At 54.5% G+C, this 19,255-nt stretch carries 15 protein-coding genes and 1 pseudogene; 10 read left to right on the forward strand and 6 right to left on the reverse strand.

The window, feature by feature from the left end; genetic code table 11:
• Window positions 1-12: 12 nt before the first annotated feature.
• Window positions 13-453: a DUF2569 domain-containing protein gene (locus C7M51_RS06040; RefSeq protein ID WP_160620953.1), complete on the reverse strand. Its 441-nt coding sequence runs from the start codon at window positions 451-453 to the stop codon at window positions 13-15.
• Between the two features lie 117 nt (window positions 454-570).
• Window positions 571-786: a transcription modulator YdgT gene (ydgT, locus tag C7M51_RS06045; protein WP_160623584.1), complete on the reverse strand. Its 216-nt coding sequence runs from the start codon at window positions 784-786 to the stop codon at window positions 571-573.
• Window positions 787-1,471: 685 nt separating this feature from the next.
• Between ydgT and ytfQ the strand changes: the two genes are divergently transcribed.
• From ytfQ to C7M51_RS06070, 5 genes are all read left to right on the forward strand, one after another.
• Window positions 1,472-2,428, forward strand: a complete 957-nt coding sequence (gene ytfQ / locus C7M51_RS06050; RefSeq protein ID WP_160620954.1) for a galactofuranose ABC transporter, galactofuranose-binding protein YtfQ — start codon at window positions 1,472-1,474, stop codon at window positions 2,426-2,428.
• A gap of 83 nt (window positions 2,429-2,511) precedes the next feature.
• Window positions 2,512-4,029, forward strand: coding sequence for a galactofuranose ABC transporter, ATP-binding protein YtfR (gene ytfR, locus C7M51_RS06055; protein ID WP_160620955.1), 1,518 nt, complete (start codon window positions 2,512-2,514; stop codon window positions 4,027-4,029).
• On the forward strand, window positions 4,022-5,041 hold the full coding sequence (ytfT, locus tag C7M51_RS06060; protein WP_160620956.1) for a galactofuranose ABC transporter, ATP-binding protein YtfT: 1,020 nt from the start codon (window positions 4,022-4,024) through the stop codon (window positions 5,039-5,041). Before ytfR ends, ytfT begins: the two co-directional genes overlap by 8 nt.
• Window positions 5,034-6,023, forward strand: a complete 990-nt coding sequence (gene yjfF / locus C7M51_RS06065; RefSeq protein ID WP_160620957.1) for a galactofuranose ABC transporter, permease protein YjfF — start codon at window positions 5,034-5,036, stop codon at window positions 6,021-6,023. Before ytfT ends, yjfF begins: the two co-directional genes overlap by 8 nt.
• A 368-nt stretch (window positions 6,024-6,391) precedes the next feature.
• Window positions 6,392-7,864, forward strand: a complete 1,473-nt coding sequence (locus C7M51_RS06070; protein WP_160620958.1) for a beta-N-acetylhexosaminidase — start codon at window positions 6,392-6,394, stop codon at window positions 7,862-7,864.
• 71 nt (window positions 7,865-7,935) lie between these two features.
• Here the strand turns inward: C7M51_RS06070 and araA are convergent, their stop codons facing one another.
• A complete protein-coding gene (gene araA / locus C7M51_RS06075; protein ID WP_160620959.1) occupies window positions 7,936-9,438 on the reverse strand; it encodes an L-arabinose isomerase in 1,503 nt (500 codons plus the stop codon).
• 9 nt (window positions 9,439-9,447) lie between these two features.
• A complete protein-coding gene (locus C7M51_RS06080; protein WP_160620960.1) occupies window positions 9,448-11,133 on the reverse strand; it encodes a ribulokinase in 1,686 nt (561 codons plus the stop codon).
• A gap of 371 nt (window positions 11,134-11,504) precedes the next feature.
• Between C7M51_RS06080 and C7M51_RS06085 the strand changes: the two genes are divergently transcribed.
• From C7M51_RS06085 to add, 5 genes and pseudogenes are all read left to right on the forward strand, one after another.
• Window positions 11,505-12,488 carry an arabinose ABC transporter substrate-binding protein gene (locus C7M51_RS06085; protein WP_160620961.1) on the forward strand — a complete coding sequence of 328 codons (984 nt, stop codon included), beginning with the start codon at window positions 11,505-11,507 and terminating at the stop codon, window positions 12,486-12,488.
• A gap of 76 nt (window positions 12,489-12,564) precedes the next feature.
• Complete coding sequence (araG, locus tag C7M51_RS06090) at window positions 12,565-14,088, forward strand: L-arabinose ABC transporter ATP-binding protein AraG (protein WP_160620962.1); 1,524 nt, start codon at window positions 12,565-12,567, stop codon at window positions 14,086-14,088.
• A gap of 15 nt (window positions 14,089-14,103) precedes the next feature.
• Window positions 14,104-15,090, forward strand: coding sequence for an L-arabinose ABC transporter permease AraH (gene araH / locus C7M51_RS06095; protein WP_160620963.1), 987 nt, complete (start codon window positions 14,104-14,106; stop codon window positions 15,088-15,090).
• A 53-nt stretch (window positions 15,091-15,143) separates the two neighbouring features.
• Window positions 15,144-16,066, forward strand: a pseudogene (araC, locus tag C7M51_RS06100) (arabinose operon transcriptional regulator AraC).
• A gap of 145 nt (window positions 16,067-16,211) precedes the next feature.
• Window positions 16,212-17,210, forward strand: a complete 999-nt coding sequence (gene add, locus C7M51_RS06105; RefSeq protein ID WP_160620964.1) for an adenosine deaminase — start codon at window positions 16,212-16,214, stop codon at window positions 17,208-17,210.
• A 66-nt stretch (window positions 17,211-17,276) separates the two neighbouring features.
• Here the strand turns inward: add and C7M51_RS06110 are convergent, their stop codons facing one another.
• Together C7M51_RS06110 and C7M51_RS06115 are read right to left on the reverse strand one after the other, a co-directional pair.
• Window positions 17,277-18,773 carry a YdgA family protein gene (locus C7M51_RS06110; protein ID WP_160620965.1) on the reverse strand — a complete coding sequence of 499 codons (1,497 nt, stop codon included), beginning with the start codon at window positions 18,771-18,773 and terminating at the stop codon, window positions 17,277-17,279.
• Window positions 18,774-18,943: 170 nt separating this feature from the next.
• The gene (locus C7M51_RS06115; protein ID WP_160620966.1) at window positions 18,944-19,144 is read right to left on the reverse strand and encodes a hypothetical protein; all 201 of its coding nucleotides are present in this window, start codon (window positions 19,142-19,144) and stop codon (window positions 18,944-18,946) included.
• Between the last annotated feature and the right edge of the window lie 111 nt (window positions 19,145-19,255).

Here is a 19,255-nt window from a genome sequence, read left to right on the forward strand (position 1 = left end):
ATTTCGCGCCGTTCAGGGCGCGATAAAGGTGGCCTTAACCCGCTGCGAACGGCGGAAATAGGGGGCGAGTGCGGCGGCAGCCAGCAGCGATATCAGCAGAGAGCGCACCGCTGCGCCGTCGGCGACCGGCGAAAAGGCAAAGGTTTTCAACGCCAGCGCCAGCGTCAGCAGCAGCCAGATAATATAGTGGCGCGGCAGACGGCGTGAGCGCTGGCAGAATATCCAGGCTATCCAGGCGCTGTAGAGTGTTACCAGCAGCGAGGTAGCCAGCGATAATCCCCACTGCATCAACAGCGGCTGGCTCTGACTGAGCAGATCCCGCCACGTAGGATTAAGCAGCGCGCCAATATACATCGTTACCGCCAGCACGCTGGTCAGCAGGGTTAAAATCAGCCAGGCAAGCGGCAACAGCAGCCAGCCGCCGAGGCGTGGCGCGGAAGATGGTGAAGGCATAGCGATTCCTTGTACGACAAAAAACGGCGGCGTGCAGCAGGGAAACCGTCCGGCAAGCCACACCGACAGGGATGATCCTGCATTATACGAAAAAGCGGGGAAAGGAAACAGACAGGATTAGACCACGTAACGCCACACTGATTTTGGCACTTCGCCTAAATTAAACAGCCTGCCGCCGGAAACCAGCTCGGCGCGGCGATGATCGGCGGCGCGATACATATTCATTAATTCCTGGTCATCAGTCAGAGAATAATTGAGATGATCAAATAATTTCTCCAGACTTTCTGAGGTATTTACTTTACGAAATTTCAACAGATAATCTTGCGCTGTCATAATAACCATAGTAATAGGAAGAAGATTTAGCGCCCCAGTATAGATAGGCCGCGCCATCTGTCCAGATCCCGTCAGATAAAAAATAATAAAATTCAGAAAATAGCGCCGCCTGCGGTTAATAAAATAGAGCGTTATTCTATTTTGTAACTTTTCTTCCGGTTATCACTATTCGTCCGCGCAAAATTTCCCGAAAAGAAACAGGTTTTTTTCAGGATTTTTCTGGTCAGAATTTTATAGCTGTCGCAGCAGCGTGGACGCAAAAGTGACAGCATCACCGTCACACGCGGGTAAACAGAATGTTTTTTTATCTGTTGCGGATCAAGCTTTCCTTAACGATCGGTAAAAAATGCCGGTACGACAGGCGTGTGCGAGCCATCACAAAATAGCAATTTGTTCGTCGCCTCCTTTTACCGCACAGCATGACCAAAGTTTACACGGCTCTGTAATCGCTACCAATGTGTCGCGGCGCTAACCATTTCTCTTTATTACACTTATTTAACAGTTATGAAGAAAGGATACAGGCGTTTTTTCCATATCCGCCTCGGCTGGCAGCGCCACCGAAAAGAGGTAACTCATTTAATTAATTGAATTTTGTGAAGTAAGTCGAAAACTGTCGTAGCTGAATCCGCCAGGCTGTAAACGCGTTGTTACCTGAATAATAAATTCTCACCAGAGGAAAAAGATTATGTGGAAGCGTTTACTTCTGTCCACGGTGGTCAGCGCCGTGCTCGCCGTTCCTGCGCTGGCGGCCGACATGACCGTTGGCTTTTCGCAGGTTGGCTCAGAATCGGGCTGGCGTGCGGCGGAAACCAGCGTAGCGAAAAGTGAAGCGGCAAAACGCGGTATTACACTGAAAATTGCCGATGGTCAGCAGAAACAGGAAAACCAGATAAAAGCGGTACGCTCATTTATCGCTCAGGGCGTTGACGCCATTTTTATCGCACCGGTGGTACAGACCGGCTGGGAGCCAGTGCTGGAAGAAGCGAAAGACGCAGGCATTCCGGTATTCCTGCTCGATCGCGCTATTGTGGTCAAAGATAACTCGCTTTATATGTCGGTCATTACCGCAGATAACGTGCTGGAAGGGCGTTTAATCGGTGACTGGCTGGTAAAACAGATGAATGGCAAGCCCTGTAATGTGGTGGAACTACAGGGGACGGTGGGAGCCAGCGTGGCTATCGACCGTAAAAAAGGATTTGCCGAGGCGATTGCGCATGCTCCCAATATCAAAGTGATCCGCTCGCAGTCGGGCGACTTTACTCGTAGTAAAGGGAAAGAGGTCATGGAGAGCTTTATTAAAGCGGAGAATAACGGAAAAAATATCTGCATGGTTTATGCCCACAATGATGATATGGCTATCGGTGCTATTCAGGCGATTAAAGAAGCAGGATTAAAACCAGGCAAAGATATTTTGACTGGCTCTATTGATGGTGTGCCCGATATCTATAAAGCGATGCTGGCGGGTGAGGCGAATGCTAACGTTGAGCTGACGCCAAATATGGCTGGCCCGGCATTTGATGCGCTGGAGAAATTTAAGCAAAACGGTACTGTGCCGCCAAAAGTGATTAAAACCAAAACCACACTCTGGTTACCGGCTGATGCGCAAAGCGAGCTTGATAAGAAGAAAAACATGGGCTACTGAGCCAGCTAACGTCTGATTCCTGTCGGGCAGAGACGACTTCACGTTCTCTGTTCCGACATGGCCGTTAATCACCGAGGCATAATATGTCCCTGCATAGCGATCGGCTGCTGGATATACGCGGCGTCAGTAAATTCTTTCCCGGCGTTAAGGCGCTGGATAATGTCTCTTTCAGCCTGCAGCGCGGTGAAATTATGGCGCTGCTGGGAGAAAACGGTGCGGGCAAATCGACGCTGATTAAGGTTTTAACCGGCGTCTATACGCGTGATGCCGGGGAAATCTGGCTAAACGGTCAGATGATTAACCCGCGCAACACCGCGCAGGCGCAGCAGGCCGGTATCGGCACCGTTTATCAGGAAGTCAACCTGCTGCCTAATATGTCGGTGGCGGATAATCTGTTTATCGGTCGCGAGCCGCGCCGCTTCGGTATGGTGGATCGCAAAGCGATGGCGCGGCAGGCGCGTGCGTTGCTTCATCGCTACGGTTTTGTCCTGGATGTCACGCGTCCGCTCGGTCACTATTCGGTAGCGATGCAGCAGATTATCGCCATCTGTCGCGCGGTGGATCTCTCCGCGCAGGTATTGATTCTGGATGAACCGACCGCCAGCCTCGACGCCAGTGAAGTTGAGATGCTGTTTACGCTGATGAAACAGCTGCGCGCTAAAGGCATGAGCCTGATTTTCGTTACCCACTTTCTCGATCAGGTCTACCGCGTTTGCGATCGCATTACCATCCTGCGCAACGGGCAATATATCGCCACCCACGAGGCGCATACGCTGCCGCAGCTGGAGCTGATTAAGCTGATGCTGGGGCGCGAACTGATGGCGACCGCTCTCCAGCGCGCGGGCAGAACGCTGAAAAGCGACCGACCGGTGGTGGAATTTAATGACTACAGCAAAAAGGGCACCATTGCGCCATTCAGCCTGCATGTACGTCCCGGTGAAGCGGTGGGTCTGGCGGGACTGTTAGGATCCGGGCGCACCGAAACGGCGGAGGTACTGTTTGGTGTCCGGCGCGCCGACAGCGGTACGGCGAAAGTGCGCGGTAGAAAATACACAATCCGCACACCGGCGCAGGCTTCCCGTCTCGGCATGGGCTTTTGTCCGGAAGATCGTAAAACGGACGGTATCATTGGTGCCGCTTCGGTGCGGGAAAATATTATTCTCGCGCTACAGGCGCAGCGTGGCTGGCTGCGTCCTGTTAGCCGCCGCGAGCAGACGGAGATTGCCCAACGCTTTATTCGCCAGCTCGGTATCCGCACGCCCCATGCCGAGCAGCCGATAGAGCTGCTTTCCGGTGGCAACCAGCAAAAAGTATTGCTGTCGCGCTGGCTGGTTACTCGCCCACAGTTTCTCATCCTTGATGAGCCAACGCGCGGTATCGACGTTGGTGCCCATGCGGAAATCATTCGTCTGATTGAGTCGCTCTGCGCCGATGGCCTGGCACTGCTGGTGATTTCTTCAGAGCTGGAAGAGCTGGTGGGCTATGCCGATCGGGTCATAATCCTGCGTGACAGGGAGCAGGTAGCGGAGATCCCGCTGGAAGAATTGTCGGTGGCCGCCATTGTTAGCGCCATTGCTCAGGGGAGTGCGCAACATGCCTGAAAGTCAGGTCTTACCGGAGAAGCCGCCCATGCAGAGACGTAAACTGCCGCCTGGAATGCCTCAGCTGGCGGCGCTGATTCTGGTGCTGCTAATCGACAGCCTGGTGGCGCATAACTTTTTTGCGCTGCATTTGCAGGATGGACGGCTGTTTGGCAGCCCGATCGATATTCTTAACCGCGCCGTACCGGTGGCGCTGCTGGCGATCGGTATGACGCTGGTTATCGCTACCGGCGGTATCGATCTCTCCGTCGGGGCAATCATGGCGATTGCAGGCGCGACGGCAGCAACCTTAACGGTGGCTGGTCACAGCCTGCCGATGGTTATCCTGATTACGCTGGCGAGCGGCCTGCTGTGCGGATTGTGGAACGGAATTCTGGTTGCGCTGCTGAAGATCCAGCCTTTTGTCGCCACGCTGATCCTGATGGTGGCGGGGCGCGGTATCGCCCAGTTGATTACCCAGGGGCAGATTGTCACTTTTAACAGTGATGCGCTGGGCTGGACAGGCAGCGGATCCCTGGCGTTGTTGCCGGTGCCGGTATGGATTGCCGCAGCGATGGCGCTGCTGGTCTGGCTGCTGACGCGTAAAACCGCGCTGGGTCTGTTTATCGAGGCGGTGGGAATTAACCTGCGTGCTGCCCGCAACGCCGGTGTTAACGGCTGGCTGGTGGTGATGTCAAGCTATCTGATTAGCGGGCTCTGCGCGGCGGTAGCTGGCTTGATCGTCGCGGCGGATATCCGTGGTGCCGATGCCAATAACGCCGGGCTGTGGCTGGAGCTGGACGCCATTCTGGCGGTGGTGATCGGTGGCGCATCGCTGATGGGCGGGCGCTTTAACCTCTGGCTGTCGCTGCTTGGCGCGCTGATTATTCAGGCGATGAATACCGGTATTCTGCTGTCGGGCTTCCCGCCGGAGCTGAACCAGGTGGTAAAAGCGGTGGTGGTTATGGTGGTGCTGCTGTTGCAGTCGCCGCGTTTTTTGCAGTTGCTGAAGCGGGGAGGCCGCCATGCTTAAACGTCATTTGCCTTTGGCTATTACGCTGCTGGTGTTCGTGGCGGGCTATCTTTTCTGTCTGTCGCAGTTTCCCGGCTTTGCTTCGACACGCGTGATCGGCAATATCCTCACCGATAACGCCTTTCTCGGTATTATCGCTGTCGGTATGACCTTTGTCATTCTCTCCGGCGGTATCGATCTTTCCGTCGGCGCGGTAATCGCCTTTACCGGCGTCTTTCTGGCCAGAGCGATTGGCGATCTTCATCTTTCTCCCTGGCTGGCGTTTGCCATTATCCTGCTGGCGGGCGCTATCTTCGGCGCGCTGATGGGTTGGCTGATCGATGCGCTGAAAATCCCGGCCTTTATTATTACTCTGGCGGGTATGTTCTTCCTGCGCGGCTGTAGCTATCTGATTGCGGAAAGCTCGATACCTGTTGATCATCCCCTTTACGGTACACTTTCCGGAATGGCGTGGAAGATGCCGGGTGGTGGGCGGCTCAGCCTGATGGCGTTGATTATGCTGGTGGTGGTAGGGCTGGGTATCCTGCTGGCGCATCGCACCCGCTTTGGTAACCAGGTGTATGCCATTGGCGGCAACAGCCATTCGGCGCAGCTGATGGGCGTCTCAACGCGTGCCACCACGGTGAAGATTTATATGCTCTCTACCTTTCTGGCAACGCTGGCGGGCATTGTTTTCTCTTTATATACCTCGGCGGGTTACGCGCTGGCAGGGCTGGGCGTGGAGCTGGATGCTATTGCCTCGGTGGTGATTGGCGGCACGCTGCTTTCCGGCGGCGTGGGAACGGTGCTCGGTACGCTGTTCGGCGTGCTGATTCAGGGGCTGATCCAGACCTGGATTAACTTTGACGGCACGCTTAGCTCCTGGTGGACAAAGATCGCTATCGGCATCCTGCTGTTCGCTTTTATCTCGCTGCAACGGCTGCTAACGGTGATGTGGGATCGCCAGCAGAATGCGCCGGTAAAGCGGATAACGCCGCAGTAGCGCCGACGCTCCGCCGGAAACCGCTGCTGGACGACGAACGTTTAGCAGGGAAAACCGCGCGGAGCGTTTTTTTATTATTTTTAGTTACAACATACTATAGGTTGTATCAACACCGTCAACATTAACTCTTCTGCTCGCAAGGCCCGGCAGAAAATAAAGGGCGGCTTCGGTTTCATTTTTAATATTACCCGATACGGATTTCTATCTTATCATCCTATTATTGCTGTCATATTTTTATGGCTGGATAAGTTAATAATAATCTTTAATCCCTTCTGACCAGGAATTATTCTGGAAAATTAAAGGCAGCGCGGTATGCTGATTTCTGTAATCTGTACAGGATTATTGAAAATAAAATTAAGGAGTCAGAAATGAAAAACGAAGATATGAGAAACGTGATTATCCCGTCATTGAAATCTTATGCGCAAGATGAAAGCAGTAACTTTGAATTTAAGCAGCTGCTGGGTATTTATTCTGCCTCTGTGCAAGAGTTCCCTGAGCTTGTGAATAAATTAAACCTGTTCATTGATGAGTTTTTTGTTGCTACCGGCGTGCAGTTAACCCTGGTTGAGACGCTGCCCGCAGAAACGGAGCGATATATTCAGTTTACGGTAGCAGGAGAAGTCAGCGAGGCGCTTTATGATGAGTATACTATTGTCGTCAACGAGCAGGGTATTTCTGTTGAGGCGCCCACGGTTCAGGGTGTGTTCTATGCCACCAGAACATTATTACAGTTTGCTCAGCGTGGTGATGCGGTGAACTATGGTGAAATTCACGATTATTCGCAGATCAAAGAGCGAGGGTTGATGCTGGATGTCGCAAGGAAATATTTTACGCTGCCGTGGATAAAAAAAATGGTAGACCAGCTTGCTGCGATAAAAATGAATGCCCTGCAGTTACACCTGTCAGATAATCAGGGCTTCAGAATGGAAACCTCGGTTGATGAGGAAAAATATGGCGTTAATTTCGAAACCCAAAAGGTATTATCCAAAGATGATGTCGCGGAGCTGATCCGGTATGCCAGCGACCGATGTATTGCCATTATCCCCGATTTTGACAGCCCTGGACATATGGGTAATATTATCAATACGTTAAAAAAAGCCGATCCGGTAAAATACCAGGATATTTCTTATAAATTTGCAAGTTATGACGTTAATTTAAAAGTCACCAATCCGGTTGGTGTTCAGGTTATCAGCGATATTATTGATGAATGGATCAGCAGTTTTGACGGCTGCCCGGCTTTTCACGTTGGTGGAGATGAATATTTTTCCTCCTTACCCCTGTTGCACCAGGCCACTCATGATGAAGTCGTAACTTATCTTAATGATCGTGCCGCGCAGGTGGTTGCCAGCGGTATGGAAGCAAGAATATGGAATGATGAAGTGTTCAGGGAAGGCGGAACTATCCAGCCGGATACCAGCACGGTAATTTGTTACTGGTCTTCTTCTATTATTCCAGCCTTTGATGGTCTTTATGCCCCGGTGACGCAGTTAATTTCTGCGGGCTATAATCTGATTAACGCTAACCAGAATTATCTTTATTATACGCCACAGGTAAAAGAGCCTGAACCGGAAGCGATATATAACCAATGGACGCCGATGGTGTTTGCCGGTGACAGCGCTGATTACGAGGCCCAGCAGAAGGTTGACAGCCTGCAACAGATAAAAGGTGCGATGTACTGCATTTGGTGCGATCAGGCTGAAAACATCAATGAAAATGATATTTATAATAATGCAAAATTAGCGCTGCGGACTATGGCTGAAAAAAGCTGGGGTAAGGGTTCGGAAGACTTTGACTATGAAACTTTTGTTCGTTTATCCGATGCCTGGGAACCGGTGTATTAATCCCTGAAAAAATAAAATGAAAAAGGGCGCTGCGATGCGCCCTTATTTTTACCTGAGCGTAACCATTTCAGTTAACGATTAATGCGGTAATAAACCTCGTTCCAGCGCAGCGCATCCTTAAAGGCGGGCAGCGTAGTATCGTTATCGATTACCATTACTTCAATGCCGTGCATCTCGCCATACAGGCGCATATCATCCACGTCCAGCGCCTGACTGAAAACGGTATGGTGCGCGCCGCCGCCGAGGATCCAGGCTTCGGATGCGGTTGCCAGCGTCGGCTGTGCTTTCCACAGGGCGCGCGCCACCGGCAGCTTTGGCAACGGCTGCGGCTGCTCGATGGCATCTACCACGTTTACCAGCAGGCGGAAGCGGTCGCCCATATCGATCACGCTGGCGTTCACCGCCGGGCCTGCCGGCGTGGAGAAAATCAGGCGCGCCGGATCGGCTTTGCCGCCGATACCGAGGAACTGCACATCCAGCAGCGGCTTTTCTTCTTTAGCAATAGAAGGACAGACTTCCAGCATATGTGAGCCCAGCACCAGCTCGTTACCTGGCGAGAAGTGATAGGTGTAATCCTCCATAAATGAAGTACCGCCGGGGCGATCGCCCGCCATAATTTTAAAAATATGCAGCAGCGCGGCGGTTTTCCAGTCACCCTCACCGGCAAAGCCGTAGCCCTGCGCCATCAGGCGCTGCACCGCCAGTCCCGGTAGCTGTTTCATACCATGCAGCGTCTGGAAGTTGGTGGTAAAGGCCTGACAGCCTTCATCATCAAGGAAACGTTTCATGCCCAGCTCGATACGGGCGGCATCCAGCACGTTCTGGCGTTTCTCGCCGTTAACCGCAGCGACCGCGCTGAAGCGGTACTGGCTTTCGTACTCATCGACCAGCGCGCTAACGTCACCATCGCTGACCTGATTAATCACCTCAACCAGATCGCCGACGCCCCAGCCGTTCACCGCATAGCCAAACTGAATCTGTGCCGCAACCTTGTCGCCTTCGGTCACTGCCACTTCGCGCATATTGTCACCGAAACGCGCCACCTTTAGCTGCTGGCTGGCGTGGCGGGCGGCAGCGGCGCGCATCCATTTACCGAGGCGCTGGTGGCTTTGCCTGTCCTGCCAGTGTCCGGTAATGACGCTGTGCGCCAGCCCCATACGCGCGCCGATAAAGCCGAACTCGCGCCCGCCGTGCGCCGTCTGGTTCAGGTTCATAAAATCCATATCCATGCTGTCCCACGGAATTTCCGCGTTGAACTGGGTATGGAACTGTAGCAGCGGCTTATTCAGTACCGAGAGGCCGCCGATCCACATCTTTGCCGGGGAGAAGGTGTGCAGCCAGGTGATGATACCGATGCAGCTGGCGTCATGGTTGGCGTCACGGCAGAGCGCCAGCGCCTCGTCCGGGCTTTTTACCAGTGGCTTAAGCTGCAATTTCACCGGCAGTCTGGCGTCGTGATTCAGGCCATCCACGACCTGCTGCGCATGGTCTGCCACCTGACGCAGCGTTTCCGGGCCGTACAGATGCTGGGTGCCGATCACAAACCACACGTTCAGCGAATCAAACTGTTGCATAAAAACTCCTTAACTGGCGGAAGAAGGACGTGCGGCGTAATGAGGTTCGGCGGTCGCACACCACTGTTGATAACGTTGGTAAAGCTGCTGATAGCGCGCCACGCGCGCAGCATCGGGCTGGAGCGTGCGTTCAATCGGGCTGGCCATTTTGTGCTGCGCGGCGGGAACATCGGGATAAACGCCCGCGGCAACGGCGGCAAAAATCGCTGCGCCCAGCGCACAGCACTCGTCAGAGGCGACAATATCCAGCGGGCGATTCATAACATCGCAGCAGACCTGCATAATTGCCGGCGATTTACGGGCAATGCCGCCGAGCGTCAGAATGCTCTCTACCGGGATCTGCTGTTGTTCAAAACATTCCATAATGGCGCGCGCGCCGAAGGCGGTGGCGGCAATAAAGCCGCCGAACAGTGCGGGCGCATCGGTACCGAGGTTGAGATCGGTAATCACGCCTTTCAGCCGCTGGTTGGCGAAGGGCGTACGGCGTCCGTTAAACCAGTCGAGCACGACCGGCAGATGATCGAGCTGCGGATTAGCCACCCAGGCGTCAGTAAGCTGACGCAGCAGATCCTGGGTAAAAATATCAAGCTGAGGTTTCAGCGCAGGCTGCTGTTGCGCCAGCTGTTGCAGCGGCCAGCTCAGCAGGCGACTGAACCAGGCGTACATATCGCCAAAGGCAGACTGGCCCGCCTCAAGCCCGATAACGCCCGGCGTCACGCTGCCGTCTACCTGGCCGCAAATACCTTCAATCGCCCGGTCACCAACGCGTTCCGCATCGGCGATCAGGATGTCGCAGGTGGAAGTACCAATCACTTTAACCAGCGTCCAGGGCTGTGCGCCGGCACCCACGGCTCCCATATGGCAGTCAAAGGCGCCGCCGGAAAGCGTTACTGCCGTAGAGAGTCCCAGGCGTTGCGCCCATTCCGCTGTCAGGGTGCCAACCGGGCGATCGGCGGTGAAGGTATCGGTAAACAACGGCACATCAAGCTGTTCGGTTAACAGCGGATCGAGCGCATTAAGAAAATCCGCCTGCGGCAGGCCGCCCCACTGTGGATGCCACAGTGATTTATGCCCGGCGGCGCAGCGCCCACGACGAATGGCGGCGGGCGCGGTAGTACCACTCAGCAGAGCGGGCACCCAGTCGCACAGTTCGATCCAGGAAACTGCGGCGGCGCGTACCGACGCATCGCTACGAGAGATATGCAGAATTTTCGCCCAGAACCATTCGGAGGAGTAAACGCCGCCGATAAAGCGCGAATAGTCGGTAAAACGCCCGCTGTGGCAGAGCCGGTTAATCTCTTCCGCCTCTTCAATGGCGGTGTGGTCTTTCCATAATACAAACATCGCATTCGGGTTATCGGCAAACTCCGGGCGCAGCGCCAGCACCTGGCCGTCACGGTCGATGGGGGCCGGCGTGGAGCCGGTAGAATCAACGCCGATACCGACCACCGCTGCACGCTCTGCTGCGCTCAGGCGTGAAACCACGCCGCGAATGGCGTTTTCCAGCGCGTCAATATAATCCTGTGGATGATGTCGAAACTGGCTTGCCTGCGGCACCGAATAGCGGCCCGCCAGCCAGCGCGTATAGGGTGCCACCTCTTTTTGTAGTTCCTCACCGCTTTGGCAGTCTACCGCCAGGGCGCGAACCGAATCGCTGCCAAAGTCCAGACCAATCGTTATGGCACCAGCACGCATTCGGGCTCTCCTGTTAATGAACAATTGCAGCTTCTGAGACTAAAAAGCGCGCCGTTTTTTAGTTAGCCCTGGCTGGCTGCAAATATGTACTTTTCTGCCGTGGTCGGAGGAACTGTGAGGGGGATCAAAAGTTAATAGACGGTTAAAGTTGCTAAATGTATGGATTTTATTGCTGTAGTTTTGTGTTGTGATACCGCTCTACATTTCCTGCTGCGTTTCCCGCTAAAACTAGCCCAGCGTTTGTTCAGCTATCGAACAATCCGCGCGCTAATTCACTGATTTTTCGTTTTTGACGCGTTTTTTAACCGATTGGTATCGCTTACACCGTTTTGTTACACGAGACGAAAAAAACTACTGCACCGGAGAGGATCATGCACAAATTCACTAAAGCGTTAGCCGCCATAGGTCTTGCTGCCGCTATGTCACATTCCGCTATCGCCGATACCATGAAACTGGGTTTTCTGGTTAAGCAGCCGGAAGAACCCTGGTTCCAGACCGAATGGAAGTTTGCCGATAAAGCGGGGAAAGATTTGGGCTTCGAGGTGATCAAGATCGCGGTGCCGGACGGCGAAAAAACGCTAAACGCCATCGACAGCCTGGCGGCCAGCGGTGCAAAAGGCTTTGTGATCTGTACGCCCGATCCCAAGCTCGGTTCGGCCATTATGGCGAAGGCGCGTAGCTACGATCTGAAGGTGATTGCGGTAGACGATCAGTTTGTTACTGCCAAAGGTAAGCCGATGGAGAGTGTGCCGCTGGTGATGATGGCTGCGACCAAGATCGGTGAGCGTCAGGGGCAGGAACTGTATAAAGAGATGCAGAAACGCGGCTGGGATGTGAAAACCTCAGCGGTGATGGCGATCACCGCCAACGAACTGGATACCGCCCGCCGCCGCACCGGTGGTTCTATGGCGGCGCTGAAGGCCGCCGGTTTCCCGGAAAAACAGATCTATCAGGTGCCCACCAAATCCAATGATATTCCCGGCGCCTTTGATGCCGCCAACTCGCTGCTGGTGCAGCATCCTGAAGTGAAACACTGGCTGATTGTCGGCATGAACGATAACACCGTGCTGGGCGGCGTACGCGCCACCGAAGGGCAGGGATTTAAAGCGCCGGATGTGATCGGTATCGGTATTAACGGCGTGGATGCCATCAGCGAACTTTCCAAAGGGCAGCCGACCGGCTTCTATGGCTCGCTGTTGCCCAGTCCGGACGTACACGGCTACAAAAGTATTCAGATGCTTTACAACTGGACAACCAAAGGCGAAGAACCGGCAAAATTTACCGAAGTGACCGATGTGGTGCTGATTACGCGCGACAACTTTAAAGCGGAGCTGGCGAAGAAAGGATTGATGTAACCGGTGCGGGCGGTAAGGGCCGTCCGTTTCTCTACGCGCCGGACGGTCGGCGTTTATTCAACACAACGGAGACACCATGAACACTGATTCAGCTTTTCTGTCGTTTCATGGCATCAGTAAATCCTTTCCCGGCGTGAAGGCACTACAGGATATCAGCTTTCACTGTCGTGCAGGCGAAGTGCATGCGCTGATGGGTGAGAACGGTGCGGGTAAATCGACGCTGCTGAAAATTCTCAGCGGCAGCTATCAGCCGAGCGGCGGCGCTATTCAGATTCAGGGGCGTACGGTCAGCTTCAGCCATACCACCGATGCGCTGAATGCGGGCGTGGCGATTATTTACCAGGAGTTACATCTGGTGCCGGAAATGAGCGTGGCGGAGAACATCTATCTGGGGCAGCTGCCGCAGCGCGGCGGCCTGGTCAACCGTAAGCTGCTGCGCTACGAGGCGGGGCTACAGCTTAAAAACCTGGGGATGGATATCGATCCCGATACGCCGCTGAAATATCTCTCGCTGGGCCAGTGGCAGATGGTGGAAATTGCCAAGGCGCTGGCGCGCAACGCCAAAATTATTGCCTTTGACGAGCCAACCAGTTCGCTGTCGGCGCGTGAAATCGAACAGCTGTTTCGTGTGATCCGCCAGCTACGGGCGGAAGGGCGTGTGGTGCTGTATGTCTCGCACCGCATGGAGGAAATCTTTGCGCTGAGCGATGCGATTACCGTCTTTAAAGATGGCCGCTATGTGCGCACCTTCGATGATGTGCCGAATACCAGCCATGACATGCTGGTGCAGGCGATGGTGGGACGTGACCTCGGTGATGTCTATGGCTATGCGCCGCGCGAACATGGCCCGGTGCGTTTGCAGCTGGAAGGTGTCCATGCGCAGGGCGTAAGAATGCCGGTTTCGCTCAGCGTGCGCGCCGGAGAAATCGTCGGTCTGTTTGGGCTGGTGGGTGCCGGACGCAGCGAGCTGATGAAAGGGCTGTTTGGTGCCACGCGCCTGAAGGCGGGCCGGGTGCTGCTGGATGGCCAGGCGCTGACCATTAACGAGCCTGCGCACGCGATCCGCGCCGGGATCTTACTCTGTCCGGAGGATCGCAAGGCGGACGGCATTATTCCGGTGCACTCGGTACGCGATAATATCAATATCTCTGCCCGTCGTAATAACCTCTCGGCGGGCTGTCTGATCGATCATCGCTGGGAGGCGAGCAACGCCGATAAGCATATCCGTTCGCTGAATATCAAAACGCCCAGCGCCGATCAGCTGATTATGAACCTCTCCGGCGGCAACCAGCAGAAGGCGATTCTGGGGCGCTGGCTGTCGGAAGAGATGAAAGTCATTCTGCTTGATGAGCCGACACGCGGTATTGATGTCGGCGCTAAGCATGAAATCTACAGCCTGATCTACGCGCTGGCACGTCAGGGAATCGCCGTGCTGTTCGCTTCCAGCGATCTGCCGGAGGTGATGGGGCTGGCCGATCGGATTCTGGTCATGCGCGAAGGTGAGATTGCCGGAGAACTGTTACATGACGAGGCGACGGAGCAGCTGACGCTGAGCCTTGCCATGCCGAAAAACACGCAACAGACGGCCGCCGTGGCCTGATGCAGGAGTAACGCTATGTCTTCATCCACGACTTCAAACACGCCGCCGGTAACGCGCTCTGGTTTCCGTTTCGGGCGTATCTGGGATAACTTCGGCATGCTGGTGGTTTTCGCGGTGCTGTTTCTCGCCTGCGTGCTGTTTATTCCTAATTTTGGCAGCTTTATCAATATGAAAGGGCTGGGGCTGGCGATGTCGATGTCCGGCATGGTGGCGTGCGGCATGCTGTTCTGCCTCGCCTCCGGGGATTTCGATCTCTCCGTCGCCTCAGTTATCGCCTGTGCGGGCGTGACCACTGCGGTGGTGATCAATATGAGCGAAAGCCTGTGGCTTGGCATCGGTGCCGGGCTGCTGTTGGGCGTGCTCTGCGGCTTTGTTAACGGCTTCGTGATCGCCAAACTGAAGATCAACGCGCTGATTACCACCCTGGCGACGATGCAGATCGTGCGCGGCCTCGCCTATATTTTCTCGGATGGGAAAGCAGTAGGCATTGAAGATGAGCGCTTCTTTGAACTGGGTTATGCAACCTGGTTTGGTCTGCCGGCACCGATCTGGCTGACTATCGGCACCATGATTATTTTTGGCTTCCTGCTGAATAAAACCACCTTCGGACGTAATACGCTGGCTATCGGCGGTAATGAGGAAGCGGCGCGGCTGGCGGGCGTGCCGGTGGTACGTACCCGAATTATTATCTTTATCCTTTCCGGCCTGGTATCCGCTGCGGCAGGCATTATTCTTGCCTCGCGTATGACCAGCGGTCAGCCGATGACCTCGCTGGGCTATGAGCTGATCGTCATCTCGGCGTGCGTGCTGGGCGGCGTTTCGCTGAAGGGCGGCATCGGCAAAATTTCGTATGTGGTTGCCGGCGTGCTAATCCTGGGCACCGTTGAGAACGCGATGAACCTGCTTAACATCTCACCTTTTTCTCAATATGTGGTGCGCGGTCTGATTCTGCTGGCGGCGGTGATTTTTGACCGCTATAAACAGAGTCATAAAGCTGCCTGATGGTTGCGGGCGGCAGAGGCTGCCCGCGTTGCCTGATGCTTCGGAGGTTTATTATGTATCATCGTCAACCGATAGAGTCACAGCCTAACCCTCTGCTGCCGGGTTATCCCTTTAACGCCTGGCTGGTGGCCGGGCTGACGCCAATCAGTGCAGGCGGCGCGCGCTCGATTTTTCAATCGATCGTCCACACGGCATGAAAGGTTACATTATTAACCTGACGATTAAAGGGCGGGGAAGGGTATTTGACGGCGATGCGGCGTTTGACTGCGAGCCGGGGGATATGCTGTTGTTTCAGCCGAAAACGCCCCATTTTTATGGACGTGCGCCGGACAGCGACAACTGGTATCACCGCTGGATCTACTTTCGTCCACGCGCCTACTGGCATGACTGGCTGCGCTGGCAGGATGAAACCCAGGGCGTCGGGCGTTTACGCCTGCCGGAATCGCTGCGCGGCGAGTTTGATCGCCTGTTTGCCAATATTGAGCAGACGCACAACTCCGGGCGACGCTTTGCTGAAGAACTGGCGATGAACCTGCTGGAGCGGCTGCTGCTGCGGGCGGTGGAAGAAGATCCGCGCTCGCACCAGCAGATCCGCGATCCGCGTATTATTGAAGCCTGCCAGTATGTGACCAACAACCTGGCCGGTGAGCTGAAGATTGATGCGGTGGCGAAGCACGTTTGCCTGTCACCGTCGCGTCTGGCGCATCTGTTTCGTGAGCAGATGGGGGTGAATCTGCTGCGCTGGCGTGAGGATCAGCGCGTTATTCGCGCCAGGCTGCTGCTGCAAACTACCCAGGAACCGATTGCCTCTATCGGGCGAGAGGTGGGCTATGACGATCAGCTCTATTTTTCCCGTGTGTTTCGCAAGCGTGTCGGCGTCAGCCCCAGTGATTTTCGTCGCCGCAGTCAGGATGCGCACGACGCGCTGGTAGCGCAGGAGACCTGGCAGCTGCCGCGCCGCGCCGGTGAAGCGTAGATTTATACTCTTTTTAACCATATCCGCCGTAGAGCGAACAATTAACCAGCGTTCGGTTTAACATCTTGCGCAATTGTCTGGCATAGTTGCGCAACTTATTTTTATACTACTCTGCACTTTACTTAACATCGCAAGAGAGTGCTTCATGATTGACTCCCGCCTTCCGCTTACCGACATTCATCGCCACCTTGACGGCAATATCCGCGCCTCCACCATTCTTGACCTGGGCCGTGAATTTAATATCGCGCTGCCCGCCAGCGATCTGGAAGCACTACGCCCGCATGTGCAGGTGGTAGAAAATCAACCGGATCTGGTGAGCTTTTTGCAGAAGCTCGACTGGGGCGTAAAGGTGCTTGGATCGCTGGAAGCCTGTCGTCGCGTGGCGCTGGAAAATGTGGAGGATGCGGCGCGTGCCGGTATTCATTACGCCGAGCTGCGTTTCTCTCCGGGCTACATGGCAATGAATCATAAGCTGCCAATCGCAGGTGTGGTGGAGGCGGTGATTGATGGCGTGCGCGCAGGCTGTCAGCAACATCATATCGATGTGCGCCTGATCGGCATTATGAGCCGCACCTTTGGCGAAGAAGCCTGCCTGAATGAACTGGACGGTTTGCTGGCACACCGCGACGGTATTACCGCAGTCGATCTGGCTGGCGATGAGCTGGGCTTTCCCGGCAGTGAGTTCCTCAGCCACTTTAACCGCGCGCGCGATGCCGGTTTTCGCGTAACGGTACATGCGGGCGAGGCGGCAGGCCCGGAAAGCATCTGGCAGGCGATTCGTGAACTGGGTGCGGAACGTATCGGGCACGGCGTCAAAGCGGTTGAAGATCCGGCACTGATGGATTTCCTTGCTGAACAGGGTATCGGCATCGAATCCTGTCTGACGTCTAATATCCAGACCAGCACCGTGGCGCAGCTTTCCCACCATCCGCTGGTAAAATTCCTCGATCACGGTATTCTGGCTACGCTGAATACTGACGATCCGGCGGTACAGGGAATTGAGCTTGCCCATGAGTATCAGGTAGCGGCACCGCAGGCGGGGTTGACGGCGGCGCATATGCGTCAGGCACAGGAGAATGGCCTGACGATCGCTTTCCTGAGCGAAGAGGAGAAACAGCGTATTCGTCAGCGTGTAGCAGGTTAAAGTAAAAAAGGGCGACCTGCGTCGCCCTTGATTTCAGCAGCAGATTGCCGCCTTATTGACAAACCTTTATTCCGGAAGATCGCCAGCCGGTGTACCCAGCATAAAGCGTGAGAGGAAACCATCCAGCGGCATCTTCTCGCCGTTCATCGTCACCTGAGCGCCGTTATATTGCAGGCTGGTAACGATATTATTGTCCTGCTGCTGCGTCAGGCGGAACATCTGACCCATCGCCGCCAGCCCTTTGACCTGCTGATCGGCCAGTTTTTCAGCATCCGCTTCGCTATAGCCTTCTGCGATGGCAACCTGCTTCATCATTTCTGTCGCCATCGGCATATTGATAACCAGCTTGCCGTCGAGGGTCTTCAGCATACTGCTCAGCTCGTCGGCGGCTGTCTGCGTTGCCGCGTCCGCTACCGCCGGATCTTTAAAGTGGATCGCCAGGTTAAAGGTGCTTTCGCCTTTCTCGTTTTTCCAGCTCAGCGGCGCTATGGTAACCACCGGATCGCCTTTCAGCAGCAGCGGCAGGTTATCGGTCAGGATTTTGTTGAGCCCTTCCTGATAACGTTCCGGATCTTCACTGATGCCGGGCTGGTTAAGTAATGCCTGTACCTGGTTACTGTAGTTTTCCGAGAATTTTTTCAGCGCCTTATCATTCAGCTGCGACAGCTTCATCGTCATATGACCAGAGCCGAAATCACGATTTTGCAGCTTCAGGCTGGCGATACGGTAATCCACCTGGCCTGCGATATTATCGCCGTTGGCATCAAACACGGTTTTAATCTCAGATCCTTCCATCACGACAGCTTCCTGGCCGTTGATGCTGGTGGAGAGTTTTTTCACCGTCATCAGCTGATCGCCAAGACGCACGCCCTGCGGGCTGAGATGTGAATTGCCTTTGAGGTTAATGCCGTTAAAGGTAAACAGCACCGGTAATTGCCCCTGGTCGATGACCGTTAGCGCCACGCTATCAATATCGCTGTCGACATCGATACGGTCGCCTTTGCTGTCAACATCAATATTCAGGGTGCCGCCGTTCCAGGCATAGCGCTCGCCGCTTTCGGCATTTTGATAATCGAGCGGCAACAGGCGAATCGCGGAGGCCGTCGCGCCGCTGTAACCAATACGCGTATCGGCTTCGATGAATGATTTACCTTTACTCAGTTCAAACAGTTTTTTCAGCACCGGCGTATTTTCCAGCTCGCTGTGTACTGACGCCATGCTGGGAATGAGATTAAATTTCTTCAGCTGGCCAAGCGGGAAGGGGCCATGATCGATGGTTTCGTTAATAATCACGCTCTGGCCGGGTTTCAGCAGCGCGTTATCTTCCGTCTGTGAATTGGCCTGAACGACCAGCTGGGTATGGCTGGTAAACCATCCACGCTGGTAATTTTGATAACTCACCTTCAGACGGCTTTCAGGCATTTCCTGTGCCAGATGCACGTTGGCTTTTTGTACCAGTTCATCCATATGGCTTTCGAACTGCTTGCCGGTCAGCCATGCGGCGCCTGTCCAGATCACGCCCAAAGCCACTACTACGCCAACTGCGATTTTTGTCTTTTTCATCGACTCGTCCTTTTATCGGCATCAATGCCTGATATTAATTTCTTGAATAATCATAGCATTCACTGCTTAAGCCGTCAGCCCGGCTGATTACAGATGCAGGCAATACGACCTTGTCTCTGTACCGTTATCGGCGATTCGCTGGTGGCCACGAAACAGGATTCGCCTGCTTTTTATGCCAGATGCCACAGGCCGTGGAGCAATAAGACCTGACCCGTCATACCGAACAGAATAGCGGCGCTACGCTGGCTCAGCGGGTGAATCGGGAAGGTAACATCGCTGACCGACACCGGAAAATCAAGCGTATCATCCTGCGGTTGCGTCGTGGTCAGCGGTCTGCCGACAGAACGAGAAGTAAATTTTTTATTTGCCATAAGTTCTGCCACAGCGAGATGTAAACATAGTCTCTCCTGCATGGCGGGTGATTGCATAGTTTTATTAAGTCAGAAACATCTTGCTAAACCGTAATACAACGCCAATAAGGA

Origin of the sequence: Mixta intestinalis, assembly GCF_009914055.1 — a bacterium.
Classification (GTDB): domain Bacteria; phylum Pseudomonadota; class Gammaproteobacteria; order Enterobacterales; family Enterobacteriaceae; genus Mixta; species Mixta intestinalis.

Coding starts and splice junctions, on each gene's coding strand:
- C7M51_RS06040 (WP_160620953.1), bottom strand. CDS start 453: ATGCCTTCACCATCTTCCGCGCCACGCCTCGGCGGCTGGCTGCTGTTG.
- yjfF (WP_160620957.1), top strand. CDS start 5,034: ATGCTTAAACGTCATTTGCCTTTGGCTATTACGCTGCTGGTGTTCGTG.
- ytfR (WP_160620955.1), top strand. CDS start 2,512: ATGTCCCTGCATAGCGATCGGCTGCTGGATATACGCGGCGTCAGTAAA.
- C7M51_RS06115 (WP_160620966.1), bottom strand. CDS start 19,144: ATGGCAAATAAAAAATTTACTTCTCGTTCTGTCGGCAGACCGCTGACC.
- ytfT (WP_160620956.1), top strand. CDS start 4,022: ATGCCTGAAAGTCAGGTCTTACCGGAGAAGCCGCCCATGCAGAGACGT.
- C7M51_RS06080 (WP_160620960.1), bottom strand. CDS start 11,133: ATGCGTGCTGGTGCCATAACGATTGGTCTGGACTTTGGCAGCGATTCG.
- add (WP_160620964.1), top strand. CDS start 16,212: ATGATTGACTCCCGCCTTCCGCTTACCGACATTCATCGCCACCTTGAC.
- araH (WP_160620963.1), top strand. CDS start 14,104: ATGTCTTCATCCACGACTTCAAACACGCCGCCGGTAACGCGCTCTGGT.
- araG (WP_160620962.1), top strand. CDS start 12,565: ATGAACACTGATTCAGCTTTTCTGTCGTTTCATGGCATCAGTAAATCC.
- C7M51_RS06070 (WP_160620958.1), top strand. CDS start 6,392: ATGAAAAACGAAGATATGAGAAACGTGATTATCCCGTCATTGAAATCT.
- ydgT (WP_160623584.1), bottom strand. CDS start 786: ATGACAGCGCAAGATTATCTGTTGAAATTTCGTAAAGTAAATACCTCA.
- C7M51_RS06085 (WP_160620961.1), top strand. CDS start 11,505: ATGCACAAATTCACTAAAGCGTTAGCCGCCATAGGTCTTGCTGCCGCT.
- araA (WP_160620959.1), bottom strand. CDS start 9,438: ATGCAACAGTTTGATTCGCTGAACGTGTGGTTTGTGATCGGCACCCAG.
- C7M51_RS06110 (WP_160620965.1), bottom strand. CDS start 18,773: ATGAAAAAGACAAAAATCGCAGTTGGCGTAGTAGTGGCTTTGGGCGTG.
- ytfQ (WP_160620954.1), top strand. CDS start 1,472: ATGTGGAAGCGTTTACTTCTGTCCACGGTGGTCAGCGCCGTGCTCGCC.